Annotated in this window: 17 protein-coding genes and 1 other RNA gene; 11 read left to right on the plus strand and 7 right to left on the minus strand. The window is 29.9% G+C overall.

Going from position 1 to position 16,648, the window contains the following annotated elements; genetic code table 11:
- Positions 1-47 precede the first annotated feature (47 nt).
- Positions 48-1,802 (minus strand): hypothetical protein, encoded by a 1,755-nt coding sequence (locus tag EM932_RS10345; RefSeq protein ID WP_135877114.1) that lies wholly within the window; start codon positions 1,800-1,802, stop codon positions 48-50.
- Between the two features lie 96 nt (positions 1,803-1,898).
- Between EM932_RS10345 and EM932_RS10350 the strand changes: the two genes are divergently transcribed.
- Together EM932_RS10350 and EM932_RS10355 are read left to right on the plus strand one after the other, a co-directional pair.
- Positions 1,899-2,510, plus strand: a complete 612-nt coding sequence (locus EM932_RS10350) for a class I SAM-dependent methyltransferase (protein WP_135877115.1) — start codon at positions 1,899-1,901, stop codon at positions 2,508-2,510.
- A gap of 10 nt (positions 2,511-2,520) precedes the next feature.
- Positions 2,521-3,270, plus strand: a complete 750-nt coding sequence (locus EM932_RS10355; protein ID WP_135877116.1) for a class I SAM-dependent methyltransferase — start codon at positions 2,521-2,523, stop codon at positions 3,268-3,270.
- A gap of 4 nt (positions 3,271-3,274) precedes the next feature.
- On the opposite strand, the gene EM932_RS10360 is transcribed toward EM932_RS10355, so the two are convergent.
- The 3 genes from EM932_RS10360 to typA all read right to left on the minus strand — a co-directional run bounded on the left by EM932_RS10360 (position 3,275) and on the right by typA (position 6,800).
- Positions 3,275-4,579: an O-antigen translocase gene (locus tag EM932_RS10360; protein WP_135877117.1), complete on the minus strand. Its 1,305-nt coding sequence runs from the start codon at positions 4,577-4,579 to the stop codon at positions 3,275-3,277.
- A gap of 183 nt (positions 4,580-4,762) precedes the next feature.
- Complete coding sequence (locus tag EM932_RS10365; protein WP_135877118.1) at positions 4,763-4,999, minus strand: uroporphyrinogen decarboxylase; 237 nt, start codon at positions 4,997-4,999, stop codon at positions 4,763-4,765.
- A gap of 1 nt (position 5,000) precedes the next feature.
- A complete protein-coding gene (gene typA / locus EM932_RS10370; RefSeq protein ID WP_211344278.1) occupies positions 5,001-6,800 on the minus strand; it encodes a translational GTPase TypA in 1,800 nt (599 codons plus the stop codon).
- Between the two features lie 277 nt (positions 6,801-7,077).
- Between typA and kdsA the strand changes: the two genes are divergently transcribed.
- Both kdsA and EM932_RS10380 read left to right on the plus strand, forming a co-directional pair.
- On the plus strand, positions 7,078-7,896 hold the full coding sequence (gene kdsA / locus EM932_RS10375) for a 3-deoxy-8-phosphooctulonate synthase (RefSeq protein WP_135877120.1): 819 nt from the start codon (positions 7,078-7,080) through the stop codon (positions 7,894-7,896).
- Between the two features lie 293 nt (positions 7,897-8,189).
- Positions 8,190-9,059 carry a hypothetical protein gene (locus tag EM932_RS10380; RefSeq protein WP_135877121.1) on the plus strand — a complete coding sequence of 290 codons (870 nt, stop codon included), beginning with the start codon at positions 8,190-8,192 and terminating at the stop codon, positions 9,057-9,059.
- A 6-nt stretch (positions 9,060-9,065) separates the two neighbouring features.
- Here the strand turns inward: EM932_RS10380 and EM932_RS10385 are convergent, their stop codons facing one another.
- Entirely contained in the window at positions 9,066-9,443 is a 378-nt protein-coding gene (locus tag EM932_RS10385) for a DUF1801 domain-containing protein (protein ID WP_135877122.1), read from the minus strand.
- Between the two features lie 98 nt (positions 9,444-9,541).
- Between EM932_RS10385 and EM932_RS10390 the strand changes: the two genes are divergently transcribed.
- From EM932_RS10390 to EM932_RS10415, 6 genes are all read left to right on the plus strand, one after another.
- On the plus strand, positions 9,542-10,150 hold the full coding sequence (locus EM932_RS10390; RefSeq protein ID WP_135877123.1) for a hypothetical protein: 609 nt from the start codon (positions 9,542-9,544) through the stop codon (positions 10,148-10,150).
- The gene (locus EM932_RS10395; protein WP_135877124.1) at positions 10,137-10,517 is read left to right on the plus strand and encodes a hypothetical protein; all 381 of its coding nucleotides are present in this window, start codon (positions 10,137-10,139) and stop codon (positions 10,515-10,517) included. The genes EM932_RS10390 and EM932_RS10395 overlap by 14 nt, the downstream gene beginning before the upstream one ends.
- Positions 10,518-10,543: 26 nt before the next feature.
- Complete coding sequence (locus EM932_RS10400) at positions 10,544-10,837, plus strand: winged helix-turn-helix domain-containing protein (protein ID WP_135877125.1); 294 nt, start codon at positions 10,544-10,546, stop codon at positions 10,835-10,837.
- A gap of 54 nt (positions 10,838-10,891) precedes the next feature.
- Complete coding sequence (creD, locus tag EM932_RS10405; RefSeq protein ID WP_135877126.1) at positions 10,892-12,265, plus strand: cell envelope integrity protein CreD; 1,374 nt, start codon at positions 10,892-10,894, stop codon at positions 12,263-12,265.
- Between the two features lie 266 nt (positions 12,266-12,531).
- Entirely contained in the window at positions 12,532-12,930 is a 399-nt protein-coding gene (locus tag EM932_RS10410; RefSeq protein WP_135877127.1) for a ribosomal maturation YjgA family protein, read from the plus strand.
- On the plus strand, positions 12,927-13,583 hold the full coding sequence (locus tag EM932_RS10415; protein ID WP_135877128.1) for a DUF1361 domain-containing protein: 657 nt from the start codon (positions 12,927-12,929) through the stop codon (positions 13,581-13,583). The genes EM932_RS10410 and EM932_RS10415 overlap by 4 nt, the downstream gene beginning before the upstream one ends.
- Before the next feature lie 9 nt (positions 13,584-13,592).
- On the opposite strand, the gene EM932_RS10420 is transcribed toward EM932_RS10415, so the two are convergent.
- Complete coding sequence (locus tag EM932_RS10420) at positions 13,593-14,399, minus strand: SDR family NAD(P)-dependent oxidoreductase (protein WP_246041019.1); 807 nt, start codon at positions 14,397-14,399, stop codon at positions 13,593-13,595.
- A 2-nt stretch (positions 14,400-14,401) separates the two neighbouring features.
- Positions 14,402-15,607: an NAD(P)-dependent oxidoreductase gene (locus EM932_RS10425; protein ID WP_135877174.1), complete on the minus strand. Its 1,206-nt coding sequence runs from the start codon at positions 15,605-15,607 to the stop codon at positions 14,402-14,404.
- A gap of 341 nt (positions 15,608-15,948) precedes the next feature.
- Between EM932_RS10425 and ssrA the strand changes: the two genes are divergently transcribed.
- Positions 15,949-16,343, plus strand: a transfer-messenger RNA (tmRNA) gene (gene ssrA, locus EM932_RS10430).
- Positions 16,344-16,648 lie beyond the last annotated feature (305 nt).

A 16,648-nucleotide genomic window follows, 5' to 3' on the forward strand; every position in this document is an offset into this window, starting at 1 on the left:
TTTTATTATTTAGTTAGCAAATTTAGTAGCTATACAGTGTATTATTGTTACTTTTTATTAGTTCTATACATATTAAAATAAGAATTGCTCCATATTATTTCGTATTCATTTCTTTCAAGAAATGAGTTCATTACTGTCGTCCTTTTTTTATTATACAAAAAACTTTCTTCTTTAGTTTCATCCATGTAGTCATTCATTGGTCTGGAAAATTCACCAATGGTTTCAAATTTTTGTAGAACTACTATTGGCAATACAGGGATTTCAGTTTCAGCTTTTTTTATCTTTTGCTCAAATGAATAACCATCATAAATCCAAATCCATGGATTATACATATAAGGTTTCGTTTTTGTTAAAAAATGTATCAAGGGTATTTTATCATAAGCTAATAAATAATCATTTGGCTTAACATGTTTTTCAAGATTAATCAATAAGTCATTAATAATTTCCGCCCTTCTTTCTGTTGTAAAAACACCTTTAGCTAATTCACTTTCAATAATGTGTGTTTTTTCTAAACGGCTACCAACATCAAAATAAGCTTGCCTTGAAACATTTAATGCTTTAGCCGAAAAAAATGCGATAGAAATAAACAGAATAAAAATTTTAAAACTTTTTTCTAATAAAATTATATTTTTATCTAAACCATTATACTTCCAATTAATACTCATCTCTTTTAAATTCGAAAAAAAGTGAAAGAAAAACGGCACAGACAACCAAATACACATATAACCACTACTTCTTATAGCTATCCCGCTACCCATCGGTAAAAAAGTTAGCATTAAAACGCCTAAAAAGGCTAAGGTCTTAATCTTTGCACTATGTTTTGTAAAAAGTACAAATAAAGTTCCTACATAAGCCATGGTATATACCGTAAAAACATCCTCTTCTTTAAACCATAAAAAAGCATAAAAGAAACATACAAAAAGGAGTATATTTCTAAGCCATAATATGTTTTTCAGACTATTATAAATAGCGAAAAATGAAATTATAATTATTGAAAACTGACCAACTATACCGATTAGATGCTTATAATTAAGAAGATATGTTTTTAACAATCCACTAATATTATGTGTACTATCTTCCTTCGCACCTAAATCGAACAGGCTTAAAATAGCATTTTGCATTATATTAAACTGATCTAAAATTAATAACAATGAAACTATAATCACAAACCCTATCAGTATACCCAGAGCATATTGTATCATTGGCTTAATAGCTTTTTTAAGTAATCCTTCATTAATAAAATAGTAAAAAGGAATTGCCAAAATAAATATGAACAATGTAATATTTGGTATTCTAGTAAATACGTTTATTCCCAAAATACATCCAGAAATAACTATAGAAAGCCCATGATTTTCAATAAGTCCTTTTAATAAGAAAAAAACACTCAAAACGGCCAGTAAAGCCGTTAAATGATTATGATAATAAATCAAAAAACCAAAATCGTTGACAAAAAGAGCAACAAGTAAACCTAAAACAGCAATTCGTTTAGGTAAAAATTGTTTAAAAATGTGATAGCCTGAAATAAAAATTAAGGTGTTAATAATTACTGTGAAAAATTTAAACCATATAATACCTCCATCAGGGTACAGCTCATACCAAACACCTCCGATTACTCCTGAAAACCAATACACAAAGTTATATTCTACACATGAAGGATTGTTATAAATTTGCTGATAAAAAGTAAGTACAAAACCATCATCACATACATCAACTCCTTGAAAACCTAATATTAATTGTACTAAAATCACAATGAATAAAACTAAGTGAAATTCATTTTTAATGGTTTTATTAAAGTCAATCATATACATTTTGAGTAGATGCTAAAGATATAAAATAAGATTATTTAATAAGTGCAAAATAATGTAATTTTACATTTACAACTTTTATTGTTAAGCAGCATGGCTAAAAAATTTGACCCAAGAACTTTTCTCGAAAAGTCTATTATCTATAATACTTATCAATACATTGTAGGAGGTGTTAGAGCTAGACGTTTATTTATAGAAAATGATGTATCCGTAAAAGCTAATCAAAAAATTTTAGACATAGGCTGCGGTCCTGGATATCTTATAGATTTTCTTCCAGAAGTTGACTATACAGGTATAGATATTGATTCAAATTATATTAAAACCGCTAAGGAAAGATACAAAGACAAAACTTTTTACTGTACATCCATTGAAAAATTTAATCTTGAAGCTCCACATACATTTGATATAGTCATTACTGCTGGAGTAATACATCATTTAGATGATGTGCAAGCTTCAACTTTATTTGAACTTGCTAAAAAGGCTTTAAAACCTAATGGTAGATTAGTGACTCTAGATGGTTGCTTTCTTGACAAGCAAAATCTTATTTCCAAAACTTTATTAAAATATGACAGAGGGAAGTTCGTTAGACATGAAGATGAATATTTCTATTTGGCTTCTAAACACTTTAATAATGTATCTGCGAAAATAGAAGATAAATATTTTCATATACCATATAGCTTAATCATTATGAATTGTAAAAATTAACAACAAAAAGTTGAAAAAAAGTTTCGAAAAACAATACCATTTATTTGAAAAAAACCACTTCTGGTTTAAGGCTAGAAGAAAGTATATATTACAATTATTAAATACTTACTCCAAGAACTCTAGTATTTTAGATATAGGATGTTCCTCTGGAATATTACTTAATGAGTTAATTAATATTGGATTTGATTCTAGCAATTTATTTGGAATTGATATTAGTCCTAAAGCTATTAAGAATTGTAAAAAGAATGGTATTGAAAATGCATACGTTATGGATGCTCAAAACATCTTATTAAACAAAAAATTTGATATTATTATAGCTTCCGATTGTCTTGAACATATTAAAAATGACGAAGAAGCAATAAAAAATTGGTTTAATCTTTTAAAACCCAATGGCTTTTTATATGTTTTTGTTCCAGCCTATAACATGTTATGGAGTAATCATGATGTAGCTAATATGCATTATAGACGATATACAAAAAATGAATTAACAAAAAAATTGTATGGTGCTCCTTTTAAAGTTGTTAAATCGGGTTACTGGAATTTTTTACTCTTTATCCCTGTACTGATAATACGAATTTTTAGTAAAATTAAGATCCTAAAAAGTAAGGAAGTAAATGGCAACTTATACAAACCAGGATTACTTAATAATATTCTATTTAATTTGATTAATTTAGAAAACAAAGTGTTAAAACATATAAGTTTCCCTTTTGGAATTAGCACATATTGTGTTGTACAAAAATCAGCTTCAAAAAAAGATTAATCTTTTAACTCTTTTCACTATTTACCACCCCAAAAAGCGAACTCCCAAATATCAACAAAATAATACCATAATACATAACATAACTTACAAAATGTGCCACTACTGCACCTTTAACGCCATCAAATAAATTTATAAAGTAAATACTTGTTATATATAACATTATTATTAAAAAAGCTTCAGTTAAAATATAATGCCAAAACATTTTTTTTGCTAAAAACTGGTAAGCAATAACAATAGACAAAATCTTAACAAAATCCCCCAACAGTTGCCATAAAAACAAATCTTCAACAGGTTCAAATTCGCTAGAAAAAATTACAGATACAATAATCGGTTTCATTAAATATATAATAAACAAACCAAAGGCTAAAATAGGGATAACAGTTTTGTAAAAACTAAACACCTCTTTTTTAAACTCTTTAGCATCATCAATCTCCGAAAATCTAGGTAATATATATAATGCAATTAATGAACTAACTAACATTAAATAATACTTGGATATTCTTGTCATGGCCTCCCAAAAACCTGCATCTTTGTAACCTATATTTTCTATAATATAAGACCTGATGGCAATAGCAACAAACGGTAGGAAAACTGCTGTAAAAAGAGCCATTAATGAGTAAGAACTCATCTTTCTTAAGAGGCTGAAATCAACACTATTAACACGTATAAGTGATACCAAGCTACGTCTGTTTATAATACCAACTAATGTGATTAAAAATATTAAAGCCTCTGCGATTACTACAGACACTAAAGCACCATCAAGTTTGTTCTGGTAAATTAAAAGTAAAGCAATAGAGACACTTAATATTTGCCCTATTATATTAATTATAATGAGTATTTTATACTTAGAAAAACCATTCATTATAGAAAATGAAAACATATTCAAAGCATAAAAAGGAAGTACTATGGCAAATATTTGAATAACATAGGTATAGTCATTATAAACAGGAAAAATGAGATTGTTTATTAATCCCGCATTAAAATAGCATAAAAATGATACTAATATAGTTGATACGAAAGCCGCATAAAATATTGTAGATATTGTTTTTCCAAGCTCAACGACATTCTCTTTAAATTGAGAAATATACTTAACGGCTCCTTTATAAAAACCAAGTATTGCAACTGTTTGAAAAGAACTTACAAAATTCTGTAAATTTCCAATCAACGCTAATCCTACAGGGCCGATAAAAACGGCTATAGCTTTAGAGGTTAAAATTCCTGCTATTATCCGTGTTAATACTGAAGCTGTTTGTAACGAAGTAACTTTAACTAAAACCTTGCTATTTATATAATCAATAAATTTTTTCAATTAAGTTCGATTTTTTCACTAAATAAAATTACTTTAAATTGAATACATGACTTGTAAACGCTTAAAAAAACATAATATTCTTTTATGTTTTCAAAAAGGATCAAATATACAAAATCATTTAACTTTTCTGTCTTAGCTATCTAAAATTGTAAGAAACAATCTACTACCTCGCATCAAATAAGCTTAAAGTTTTTTCTTTCCCAGCAAATAATACAAATTAATACAAAATATAGCTGTGTTGGTTATTATAATTGGTATTGAAATCGGATTTAACAAAATGCCATAAAACACGAATAGTAAACATCCAAAGGAGTTTACTATTCGTAGTTTACTAACCGATTTCATTAAGAATGAAATTAAGACAGTTGCCATAGCAGCATATCCAACCCATTCAATGCCTGAAATTCCAAAGAATTCCATCTTATATCGTTTTATTTCGTTTGCGTTCTACTTCTGTTAAATAGATTTTACGTAAACGTAAATGATTTGGAGTTACCTCAACGTATTCATCTTTTTGAATATATTCTAAAGCTTCTTCTAAGGAAAACTTAATTGCAGGAACAATTTTAGCTTTATCATCTGCTCCAGAAGAACGTACATTGCTAAGTTTTTTAGTTTTTGTCACATTTACCGTCATATCATCACCTCGAGAGTTTTCTCCAATAACTTGTCCTTCGTAAATATCTTCTCCTGGATCGACAAAAAACTTACCTCTATCTTGTAATTTATCAATTGAATAAGGAATAGCCTGCCCTTTTTCCATAGATACCAGAGATCCATTTTGACGCTCTGGAATACCTCCTTTTAATGGTTGATATTCTTTAAAGCGATGCGCCATAATGGCTTCACCAGCAGTAGCTGTTAATAATTGATTACGTAAGCCTATTATCCCCCTAGATGGCACTATAAATTCGCAAACCATACGGTCTCCTTTTGCTTCCATACTAAGCATCTCCCCTTTTCTTAAGGTAACCATCTCGATAGCTTTACCCGAAACTTCTTCTGGTAAATCAATGGTCATTTCTTCTACAGGTTCACATTTTACGCCATCAATCTCTTTAATGATAACTTGTGGCTGACCAATCTGCAATTCATACCCTTCACGACGCATCGTTTCTATTAAAACAGATAAGTGTAGTACACCACGCCCAAATACCATAAATTTATCGGCACTATCAGTTTCTTCAACTCGTAATGCCAAATTCTTTTCAAGCTCTTTTGTTAAACGTTCTTTTATATGGCGAGAGGTTACAAACTTTCCATCTTTACCAAAGAAAGGAGAATCGTTAATGGTAAATAACATACTCATTGTTGGTTCATCAATTGCAATGGTTTTTAAACCTTCTGGTGTTTCCCAGTCTGCAACTGTATCTCCAATCTCAAAACCTTCTAATCCGACAATAGCACAAATATCGCCAGCTTGTACTTCTTCTACCTTTTTACGTCCTAAACCTTCAAAAACATGTAATTCTTTAATTTTAGATTTAACAATGCTTCTATCACGCTTAACCAAAGATATATTTTGTCCTGCTTTTAATTCTCCACGAGTTAAACGACCTATAGCTATCCTTCCTGTAAAAGAAGAAAAATCTAAAGATGTAATTAACATCTGTGTTGTACCGTCTTGAATTTTTGGCTCAGGAATATGACTTATAACCATATCTAACAATGGTTCTATATTTTCTGTTTCTTTTTGCCAATCATCACTCATCCAATTATTCTTTGCAGAACCATATACTGTAGGAAAATCTAATTGCCATTCTTCTGCACCTAGTTCAAACATTAAATCAAAAACTTTTTCATGTACTTCATCTGGCGTACAGTTTTCTTTATCAACTTTATTGACAACCACACAAGGTTTCAATCCTAAATCAATCGCTTTTTGTAATACAAAACGTGTTTGTGGCATAGGTCCTTCAAAAGCATCTACTAATAGTAAAACACCATCAGCCATATTTAATACACGTTCAACTTCGCCTCCAAAATCGGCGTGACCAGGTGTATCAATAATATTAATCTTTGTGTCTTTATAAATTACAGAAACGTTTTTAGAAGTAATGGTAATACCTCTTTCACGCTCTAAATCATTATTATCAAGAATTAAATCGCCTGTATTTTCGTTTTCACGGAACAACTGACAGTGATACATAATTTTATCAACCAAAGTAGTTTTACCATGATCTACGTGAGCAATAATTGCAATGTTTTTAATCTTAGCCATAATAGTGCCTTATTTTAAGCGTGCAAATGTAACTATAAATAACATATAAATTGTGTAATAATATTTTTTTGGATATTCCTTCTTTGTAAAATACAAAAAAAAGAGCACTATTTATCATATCTTTCTAGTTTTTAATCCGTTAAAACCTAGAAATAACAAAGCCTTAAAAGATAATACAAGTACTTCAAAATGTTTTTAATTCAATTTAAAAGATTCATTTGTTAATTCATCATTAATAGTATATTTGCATCATAATTTTGTTGAAACAAAAGCTTTTATGACGCTTACAGATATTCCAAAAATAAAACATACAAATTCTAACAATTTTTTCTTGCTCTGTGGTCCGTGTGCTATAGAAGGAGAAGATATGGCACTTCGCATTGCCGAAAAAGTAGTTACAATTACTAACAAACTAGAAATCCCTTATGTTTTCAAAGGGAGCTTTAAAAAAGCAAATCGTAGTAGAATTGACAGTTTTACAGGAATTGGTGATGAAAAAGCTTTAAAAATTCTAAAGAAAGTTTCAGATACTTTTGATGTACCTACGGTCACCGATATTCATGAAATTTCTGATGCTAAATTAGCTGCACAGTATGTTGATGTATTACAAATTCCTGCATTTTTAGTTCGTCAAACAGATTTGGTAGTTACCGCTGCAAAAACTGGTAAGGTAGTTAACTTAAAAAAAGGACAGTTTATGAGTCCAGAAGCCATGAAACATGCTGTACAAAAAGTTAAAGATGCTGGTAGTGATAAAGCTTGGATAACTGATAGAGGCACCATGTTTGGCTATCAGGATATGATAGTAGATTTTCGTGGTATTCCAACAATGCGCCAATATGCTCCTACTGTTTTAGATGTCACACATTCTTTACAACAACCTAACCAAACTGCAGGAGTAACAGGAGGTAGACCAGACATGATTGAAACTATAGCTAGGGCTGGTATTGTTAATAATGTAGATGGTATATTTATTGAAACTCATTTCGATCCTGCAAATGCAAAAAGCGATGGCGCCAATATGTTACACTTAGATAATTTAGAAAAGTTACTCACAAATTTAGTTGCTATTAGAAAAACGATCCAGTCTCTCTAGATTTTATACAATCAAAAAAAAATTCAAAACCTTTTAAGGAATAGGTATTTATTTCGTCAAAAGGCTCTTATTTACAATCAAATCAAAAAACATAAATGACTATTACACCAATTAAACTTATAGTAGCTAATATTATAAGTTCTTTCTCTCGGAAAAATTTCACTCAAAAAAATATTATAAAAACTGTTCTACCTCTCTAGTTTTTACAATCAATCAGAAAAAATAAAAAACCTTATTGGAGAATAGATATTTATTCTGCCAAAAGGCTATTTACAATCAATCAAAAAGCATTAATGACTATTAAACCCATTAAGCTTATAGTAATTTTTATTATAAGTACTTTATCTCAGAACAGTTTCGCTCAAAAAAATAATATTGACAACACTCAAAAATATACAGCATCCAATAAAGGCAAATTTTTTATTAGTTGGGGTGGTAATAGAGAGTCTTTTTCAAAATCGGATATCAGATTTAAAGGTGACGATTATGACTTTACCATAAAGGATGTTTCTGCCCAAGATAAACCCAAAGGTTGGCATATAGACTATATTAACCCAACAAGAATTACAATTCCGCAAACCAATGTAAAAGTTGGTTATTTTATCTCTGACAAATACATTGTTTCACTTGGTGTTGACCATATGAAGTATGTTATGAAAAACAATAGAATTAAAACTATTGACGGATATATTAATTTACCGGACTCTGAAGCAGGAAGTCTATACAATGGAAATTATGAAAATGAAGCGTTTTTTGTGTCGGAAGATTTCTTATTGTTTGAGCACACCAATGGTTTAAACTATGTTTATGCAGAGTTTTCGAGATTTGATGATATTTCTTCTATATTCAATATTCAAAATACTGATAAGTTTCAGCTAAACATTACAGAAGGCATTGGAACAGGTGTCTTATATCCAAAAACAAATACAACAATACTTCAAAAAGATAGGTATGATGAATTTCATATATCCGGTTATGGTCTATCACTTAACGCAGGATTAAATTTTACCTTTTTTAAGCACTTTTTCATGGAATTAGATTTAAGAGGTGGCTACATTAACATGCCTGATATTAGAACGACTAGTAATACCGCAGAAAGTGCATCTCAACACTTCTATTATTTACAACGTGTTATTTCTTTTGGTGGCATTTTTAGAATTTAAATACGGTTAAATAAACCAAGCCTTTTTACTTTTGCTTAATGAGTTTGAAGCTTCATGCAGCAACTCAACAAAATTTTCATGATCTAAATCTTCTATGGTTCTTAACTGAATAGATCGCACTTGTTTGCGTTTATTATCGTTCTTTAAAACAGGAAATTGCTTTTCTAATAGAATACCTTGTACAAAAGCAACGTCCACATAATTTTTGCCTTTTAAAATGTTTAAATAGATCATAGGTTTTTTCCCAATATTATAGAACGGTATTCTATAACTATACTTCTCCTCTACTTCTGGAAGTGTATTTAGTATAACGCTTCTAACGTATAACATTATGGATTGATATGGTTCCTTTTGATTAAAAAAATACTCGTCTACAGGTTTCAATATTCTAATAGATTTAAATTACAAATTCAAACTTAACAAAATTTTATGATGCTTGATTGAAAATATTTTATTTACTTTGTATTTCAAAGTACTTTTATATGGAATCAAAAGATTATTTAAAAGACATAAGCGAAATAAAGGATTTAATGAATAAATCTTCTCGTTTTATCTCTCTTAGTGGGTTATCAGGAATATTAGCAGGAATTTATGCTCTTATTGGAGCTGCTGTTGCCTATTGGTTGGTTGTAGAATATAGTGAAGGCATATTAATATTAGATGGCAAAATATTTAAATTAGTGATGTTAGACTTATTCTTAATTGCATTTTTAAGTGTCGTTACTGGAATCATCTTGACCACAAGAAAAGCAAAAAAGAATGGCGCTACAATGTGGGATACTTCATCGCGTCGTTTAGTACTAAATTTTTTAATTCCATTAATAGCTGGTGGTATTTATATATTAATCATACTAAATCAACAAAAATATGGGCAAACTGGTGCTTTAATGCTTTTATTTTATGGGCTAGCTTTAGTAAATGCTTCTAAATATAGTATTGGAGATATTCGCTATTTAGGTTTTATACAAATTATATTAGGCTTAATTTGCGCTTGGTTACCGGGATATGGATTTTGGCTTTGGGTTCTAGGTTTTGGGGTTATGCATATTATTTACGGTACATGGATGCATTTTAAGTATGATAGCAAATGAAACATATTTTAGCAATAGTATCGCCTTTTTACTTTTATATTCTTGTTGTACTGATAATGGTAAATTTTTAATAAAAAATAATAGTGATTTTGATATTGAATCACTTTCAATAATACCAGACTCAAAAACACAATATTTTAAAATAAAAAAAGGCGACCATATTTATATAAACACGTGTATGAATGAAGTTAAATCTGATGGTGGCTATAGTATAACCTATAAAAATATAAGTTCAGGGAAAACAATAAGTAATAGTTTTGGATATTACACAAATGGAAGTCAAATAGAAAAGAGAATTTTAATATTAATAAGTAATGATGGAATAAGCTATGACAGTAAGTTTTATCTTGATTATAAAAATCAATAAAGATTCCTGCCTTCGCAGGAAATAAGATGAGTATAATAACCAACATAAATAAAGTATTTGACCATAGAATTAGATTAGGTATTATGTCTATTCTAATGGTAAATGAATATGCAGATTTTAATATGTTGAAAGAATTGCTCGGTGCTACTGATGGTAATTTAGCTAGCCATACAAAAGCTCTTGAAAAAGCTGAATATATTAAAGTTGAAAAACAATTTATTGGCAGAAAACCTAACACACGCTATAGCACTACTAAATTAGGGCAAGCTGAATTTAAAAAACACATTAATGCACTTGAAAAATTAATTAACAAAAAATAAATATTTTTTTAATCTTTTACTTTGAATTTCAAAGTACTTTAAATAAACATCATCATGGAAAACACAAACAAACAACAGAACAAATTTGGGCATTGGATTAAGACTTCAATCACAGCAAGAATGCTTATGGTAGGTTTTTTAACATTAGTTTTATTAATTCCTCTAGTTTTTATTGAAGACCTAATTAGAGAACGATCATCTAGGCAAACAGAAGTAATTAATGAAATTAATCAGCAATGGGGTAACGAAGTTCTTATTTATGGTCCTATATTAAAAGTACCTTATAAAATCTATAAAGAAAAAACGGTAACTGATAAAAAGACAAAAAAAGTATATACAGAAAATATAGAAGAAATTCGCTATGCTTATTTCTTCCCTGAAAGCCTTAATATCAATTCAAGCGTAAATCCCGAAGAAAAAAAACGAGGTATTTATACTACTGCTGTTTATAATAGTAAAATGTCTATAACTGGATCATTTATTAAACCTAATTTTAGCGATATTGAAATTAATGATAAGGATATTCTTTGGAACAAATCAAAAATTATCATTCAATCTTCTAATGTAAAAGGTGTCAATGAAGCTAATTTAAAATTAAATCAAACTGACTACGAACTCTCTTCTAAATACAACGATAAAAAAAACTACAATTACAATGAAGTGCCGCTACACACTCTTGAAACCAAAAATATTAATAGGGAACAATTACTTTTCCAAAAACCACTAACCTTCAATATAAAATTTAATATAAAAGGTAGTGAACAAATACGGTTTATACCTACTGGAAAGCAAACTGAAGCTCAGATTACTTCAAACTGGAAAACTGCAAACTTTTTTGGAGAGTTTTTACCTTATAATGATGACAAAATTAACGATGAAGGGTTTAATGCAAAATGGAAAATTCTTGACCTAAACAGACCATTTTCTCAAGAACATTTTTATGGTATTCCCGATTTAAAAGAGTTTGTTTTTGGAGTAAACTTTATGATACCTATTGATGAATACCAAAAAAGTGAAAGGTCTGCAAAATATGGATTCCTTGTTATTGGCCTAACATTCCTAATTTTCTTTTTAATTCAAACTTTAAGCAAAATAGATATTCATCCGTTTCAATATTTAATGATTGGGTTAGCACTTACCATGTTTTATACACTCCTAGTTTCTATTTCAGAACATAGCAACTTTTTAAAAGCATATTTAATAGCAGGTATTTCTGTAATAACTCTTATAACCTTGTATTCAAAATCTATATTAAAAACATTAAAATTCCCATTCTTTATAGGACTTTCGTTAACAGCTCTATATACTTTCATTTATGTTATTATACAATTAGAAAACTATGCGCTTCTGGTAGGTAGTATTGGTCTTTTCTTAATATTAGCTATAGTCATGTTTGTATCTAGAAAAATAGATTGGAATAACGGTTAATTTATTAGTTGGTGATGTGTTTAGTGTTTCCTCGTCTATAAAATTATTACAGGCGAGGTCACGCTTTACATTATATCTTTTTCGTGTTGAACTATTTCAGCATCTCAAAAGGATGTCTTTTCAATCACTAACGCAAAAAAGCATTATGAATAATTTAATAACAACCAGTAAATCAATAGCCATTCTAAGCTTTGTTATTGGTACTATACTATTTGCACTTCAATTGTATCTTAACGGTAATAATTTCTACATATTAACTAAAACTTATGACACTGAAATTCAACAAAAAGTATTTAATAATTGCATTAATCATATTCACAATTGAAGTCTTAATAGCTATCTATTTAAAATACGGTTTTATACGCCATACTTTTGGTGATTATTTAGTTGTTATACTACTTTACTGCTTTATTAAAAGTTTCTTCAAAGCCGCACCAATTATAGTCGCTATTCCTGTTTTAATATTCTCATACATAATAGAGCTATTACAGTTAATAAACATTTTAGATATGTTGAATTTAAATAACAACCATTTATTAAAGCTTATTCTTGGTAGCACATTTCATGTTTCTGACTTAGTCGCTTATACTCTAGGAATTATTACGGTTTTAATTATTGAATATAGTATAACCAAATTCAGTCTTAAAAAAACAAATAACCTATGAACACTATAAAAACACTTCTATTCAACCGATTTAAAATCTTTTCTTTATTAAGTATTTCTATAATGTTAAGCATTGTATTACTAATGGTTAGAATGAAATTAACACATTCTTTTTTCTACTTATTTTTAGTCTGGAATCTGTTTTTAGCAGTCATTCCTTTTTCCATCACAACTTATTTAGTAACCGTCTCAAAACGTAATAAAGTGGGTTTTGTTATTTGGTTTAGTATATGGTTAACCTTTTTACCTAACGCTCCTTATATTATTACAGATTTACTGCATTTAAAAATTAGTTCAAATCATTTATTGTGGTTAGATGTACTTGTTGTTAGCTCTTTTGCTTTAAATGGTTTATTACTATTTTCATTGTCTCTGGTGGATATGGAAACACTATTAAATAAATATTTGAAAAAGAAAAAAACAAACCTTTTAATGATACTTATTCTTTTCCTTAGTGGATTTGGTGTTTATTTAGGGCGTTTTTTACGCTATAACTCTTGGGAAATTCTCCAGCACCCTTTAGATTTACTTAGTGATATTTTCAATATCATCGTAAGTCCAAATCAACATTTAGAAGCTTGGCTGTTCACCTTTTTGTTTGGAGTTTTTTTAAGTATTGGCTTTTGGATATTTAAAGTATTACACAAGCCTTAAACAAACAAACTACTCCGCACGATTCTTTTCTTGAATATTCCTAACAATTCTTGTTGCCATATTTCTTGAAATAAAACGTGGTATTGTAGATAGTAACTTATTAAAAGCTCCAGGAATAGCCACTGTTTTTCCTTTTTTCATAGCATTATAACCATACAATGCAACATCAGTCGCACAAGCCATGTTAAAGCTAATTTTGTTTTCAGAACAATCGCTAGAAACAGTTTCTTGAAATAGTGTTTTAGTTGGTCCTGGGCACAATGCCGTAACAGTAACTCCTGTCCCTTTTAACTCGTTAGCTATAGCTTCTGAAAAAGATAAAATATAAGATTTTGATGCATAGTACATAGACATTAATGGCCCTGGTTGAAATGCAGCTAAAGATGAGATGTTTAAAATCTTACCAGATTTTCTAGAAATCATTTCTGGTAAAATCAATTTTGTCAAATGCGTAGTCGTTAAAACATGAAGGTGGAGCATATCAGACTCGCGTTTCCAATCTGTATTTGCAAATGTACCGAACAACCCAAAACCTGCATTATTTACCAATACATCTATTGTTCCCAAATGTTTAACTTCATCATAAATATCTTGGGCAGCTCCTGGCTTACTCAAGTCTTTTACCAATAAATTGACTTCGTTTTTAAACTCTTTATTAAAAAGCTTCTTAACCTCTTTAAGCTTAGACTCGTCAATATCAACTAAAACAAGATCATAGTCATCTTTTATTAGTAATAACGCTAATTCATATCCTAAGCCCGAAGCCGCTCCTGTTACTAATGCTATTTTAGTCATCATATCTTTTTCGAGGTTCAAAATTACTCTTTACCATTTACAAAATCTTGTAAGTATGAGAACCGTTCTGTTAGTTTTCCGTTTTTTGTTATTCTAGCTCGTTCTAAGACACCGTTTACATCATTGTTAAAAAACGCAGGAATAACGTGTTGGAGAAATTGTTCTCCAAAGCCTTCGCTGGCGTCTTTTGGAAGTTCACATGGCAAATTATCGACCGCCATCACTGTTATTGCTCCTTTTGCATTAAAAGCAACTTCACTTTCAGATTGTGGATCATAACCATAAAATGGTTCTGCTATGGTTGATGCTCTTAATGTAGAAGCTACAGGACCATCTACATCACAACTAATGTCTGCTACTAAGTTTATATTAAAGTCTGGGGATTTAGCATCTTCCCTTGTGAATAAATAAGGCGCTCCCGTACCATAAAAATGTCCTGCTATAAAAAAATCGGTTTCTTTTGCATAGGGCATAAAGTTACTTTCATAACCTGTCGCATCTTTATAAAACTCACCCGTATTTCCAACTTTACCATCTTTACGTTTACTATACTCCATAACGTCCACTAAACAGTAAACAGGCTCAGTGAATTTAGATGTTAAATATAAAGCATCACTAACTTGTTTTATTTTCAAATGGTCTAGAATTTCTTTAGCACCTCGCGCCACCTTTCCTGTACCAGAAAGTAATATTTTAATACTGGGTAGTTTAATTTTATCTAACGCTGCTTTAACGGCATTTAAATCTTCAAGACTTTCTACTTTTGGCAAATTAAATAATCCATCTCGTAATCCTAATGCTCGAAAACCATTGTAAGCACCAACTAACCCTGCATAATAGCCAAAACCGATTAAACGAAACCCATTACTACCTATTATAGTTTCGTGATCATACAATTCTATATTTTTCTCCAAAATGGCCTTTAATAGCTTTCTATTATAAGGTTGTTTTTTTATAGTATGAGAAAAGAAAAAGTATTTTTTATTTGGTATTAAATTTTCAATTGGTACTTCTTTTACACCAATCATCACATCACAATCATCTATATGGTTTGTAACTTCAAACCCTTCCTCTTTATATTGTTCATCTGAAAATACACGACCATCACTAGATTCTACTTTAAAAGTTGCCTCCGTAAATTCTTTTTGTGCTTCAGCTAACTTTAATGGCGCAAATACCACACGCCTGTCTGGTGGATTTTTGCGTTCTTTTATAATAGCAAACTGAATGCTCATTGGGTTAATTGGTTTAGTTAGTAAACTGTTCCTTAAGCACTAACAACTATTACCGATAGCAGCTAATTAAATGTATGGAACAATTTTTGCACGAAAATAAGAGGATTTGTATGGTTATACAAACTTTTTGATATCTTTGCTGTACGCGTTAAGGATTGAGGCATTAGTTAAAGCTCTTTTTTATTTTCTTAAAGAAAAGCGACTGCCACAAACCTGACTTACTTTTGCAGTTAAAAGCAAAAGTGATTAAGGCCCACTTTTCGATACTTTTTTCTTTTATCTCGGCTATGCTCAATTTAACAGAAAAATATCTAGAAGTAATACAAATTAATTAAGGGGTCGACTGGTTTTGACAGCGAGATTAATTGAACGGTAAGCACGTCGTGTAATGACATTGAAACACGTTAAAGGCTAGATCAAATTTTAAACGGCGAGAATAACTACGCTTTAGCTGCATAATCCGAATTATAGTAGGATTAGCCTAGGTACACAAGGTGTACAAGCTTTATGTCTCCGGAAAGCCTTTGTTAACGGCGTTCCATTTTGAGGCATCGTAAATGTTAACATAGATTGGGTAGTGCTTTGATGCCCTTTTGAAACTAAAAAAGATAAGTTATAAGTGGGTTGTCTTTAACCAGCTTATAATCGAAAACCCAAGAAAAGAATAAACGTGTAGAAAGCTCTTTGATTACTTGTTTGGACGAGAGTTCGATTCTCTCCGACTCCACTTACTGAGTATCAAAACGCATCAAAAAAAACCCTGTAAATTTATGATTTACAGGGTTTTGATTTTTATATAACATCGTTTGATATCGTATAAAACTATCTCAATCGAGACCAATTAGGTAACCCTTTTAAATTTTAGAAACAGGTATCTCTAAGCATAATATTTTACTGATTATCAATATTTTGTAATATTTAAGCTTTAAATTATTAGTTAACGTGAATCTTGTTTAAGCCGCCCATAAACAAGATTCACGTTAAATTAATATCTTGTAAAAGCATTCCATATACAGGTGATACTTGACATTCTTT

The sequence above is a fragment of the Flavivirga rizhaonensis genome, assembly GCF_004791695.1.
In the GTDB taxonomy this organism is placed as follows: Bacteria; Bacteroidota; Bacteroidia; order Flavobacteriales; family Flavobacteriaceae; genus Flavivirga; species Flavivirga rizhaonensis.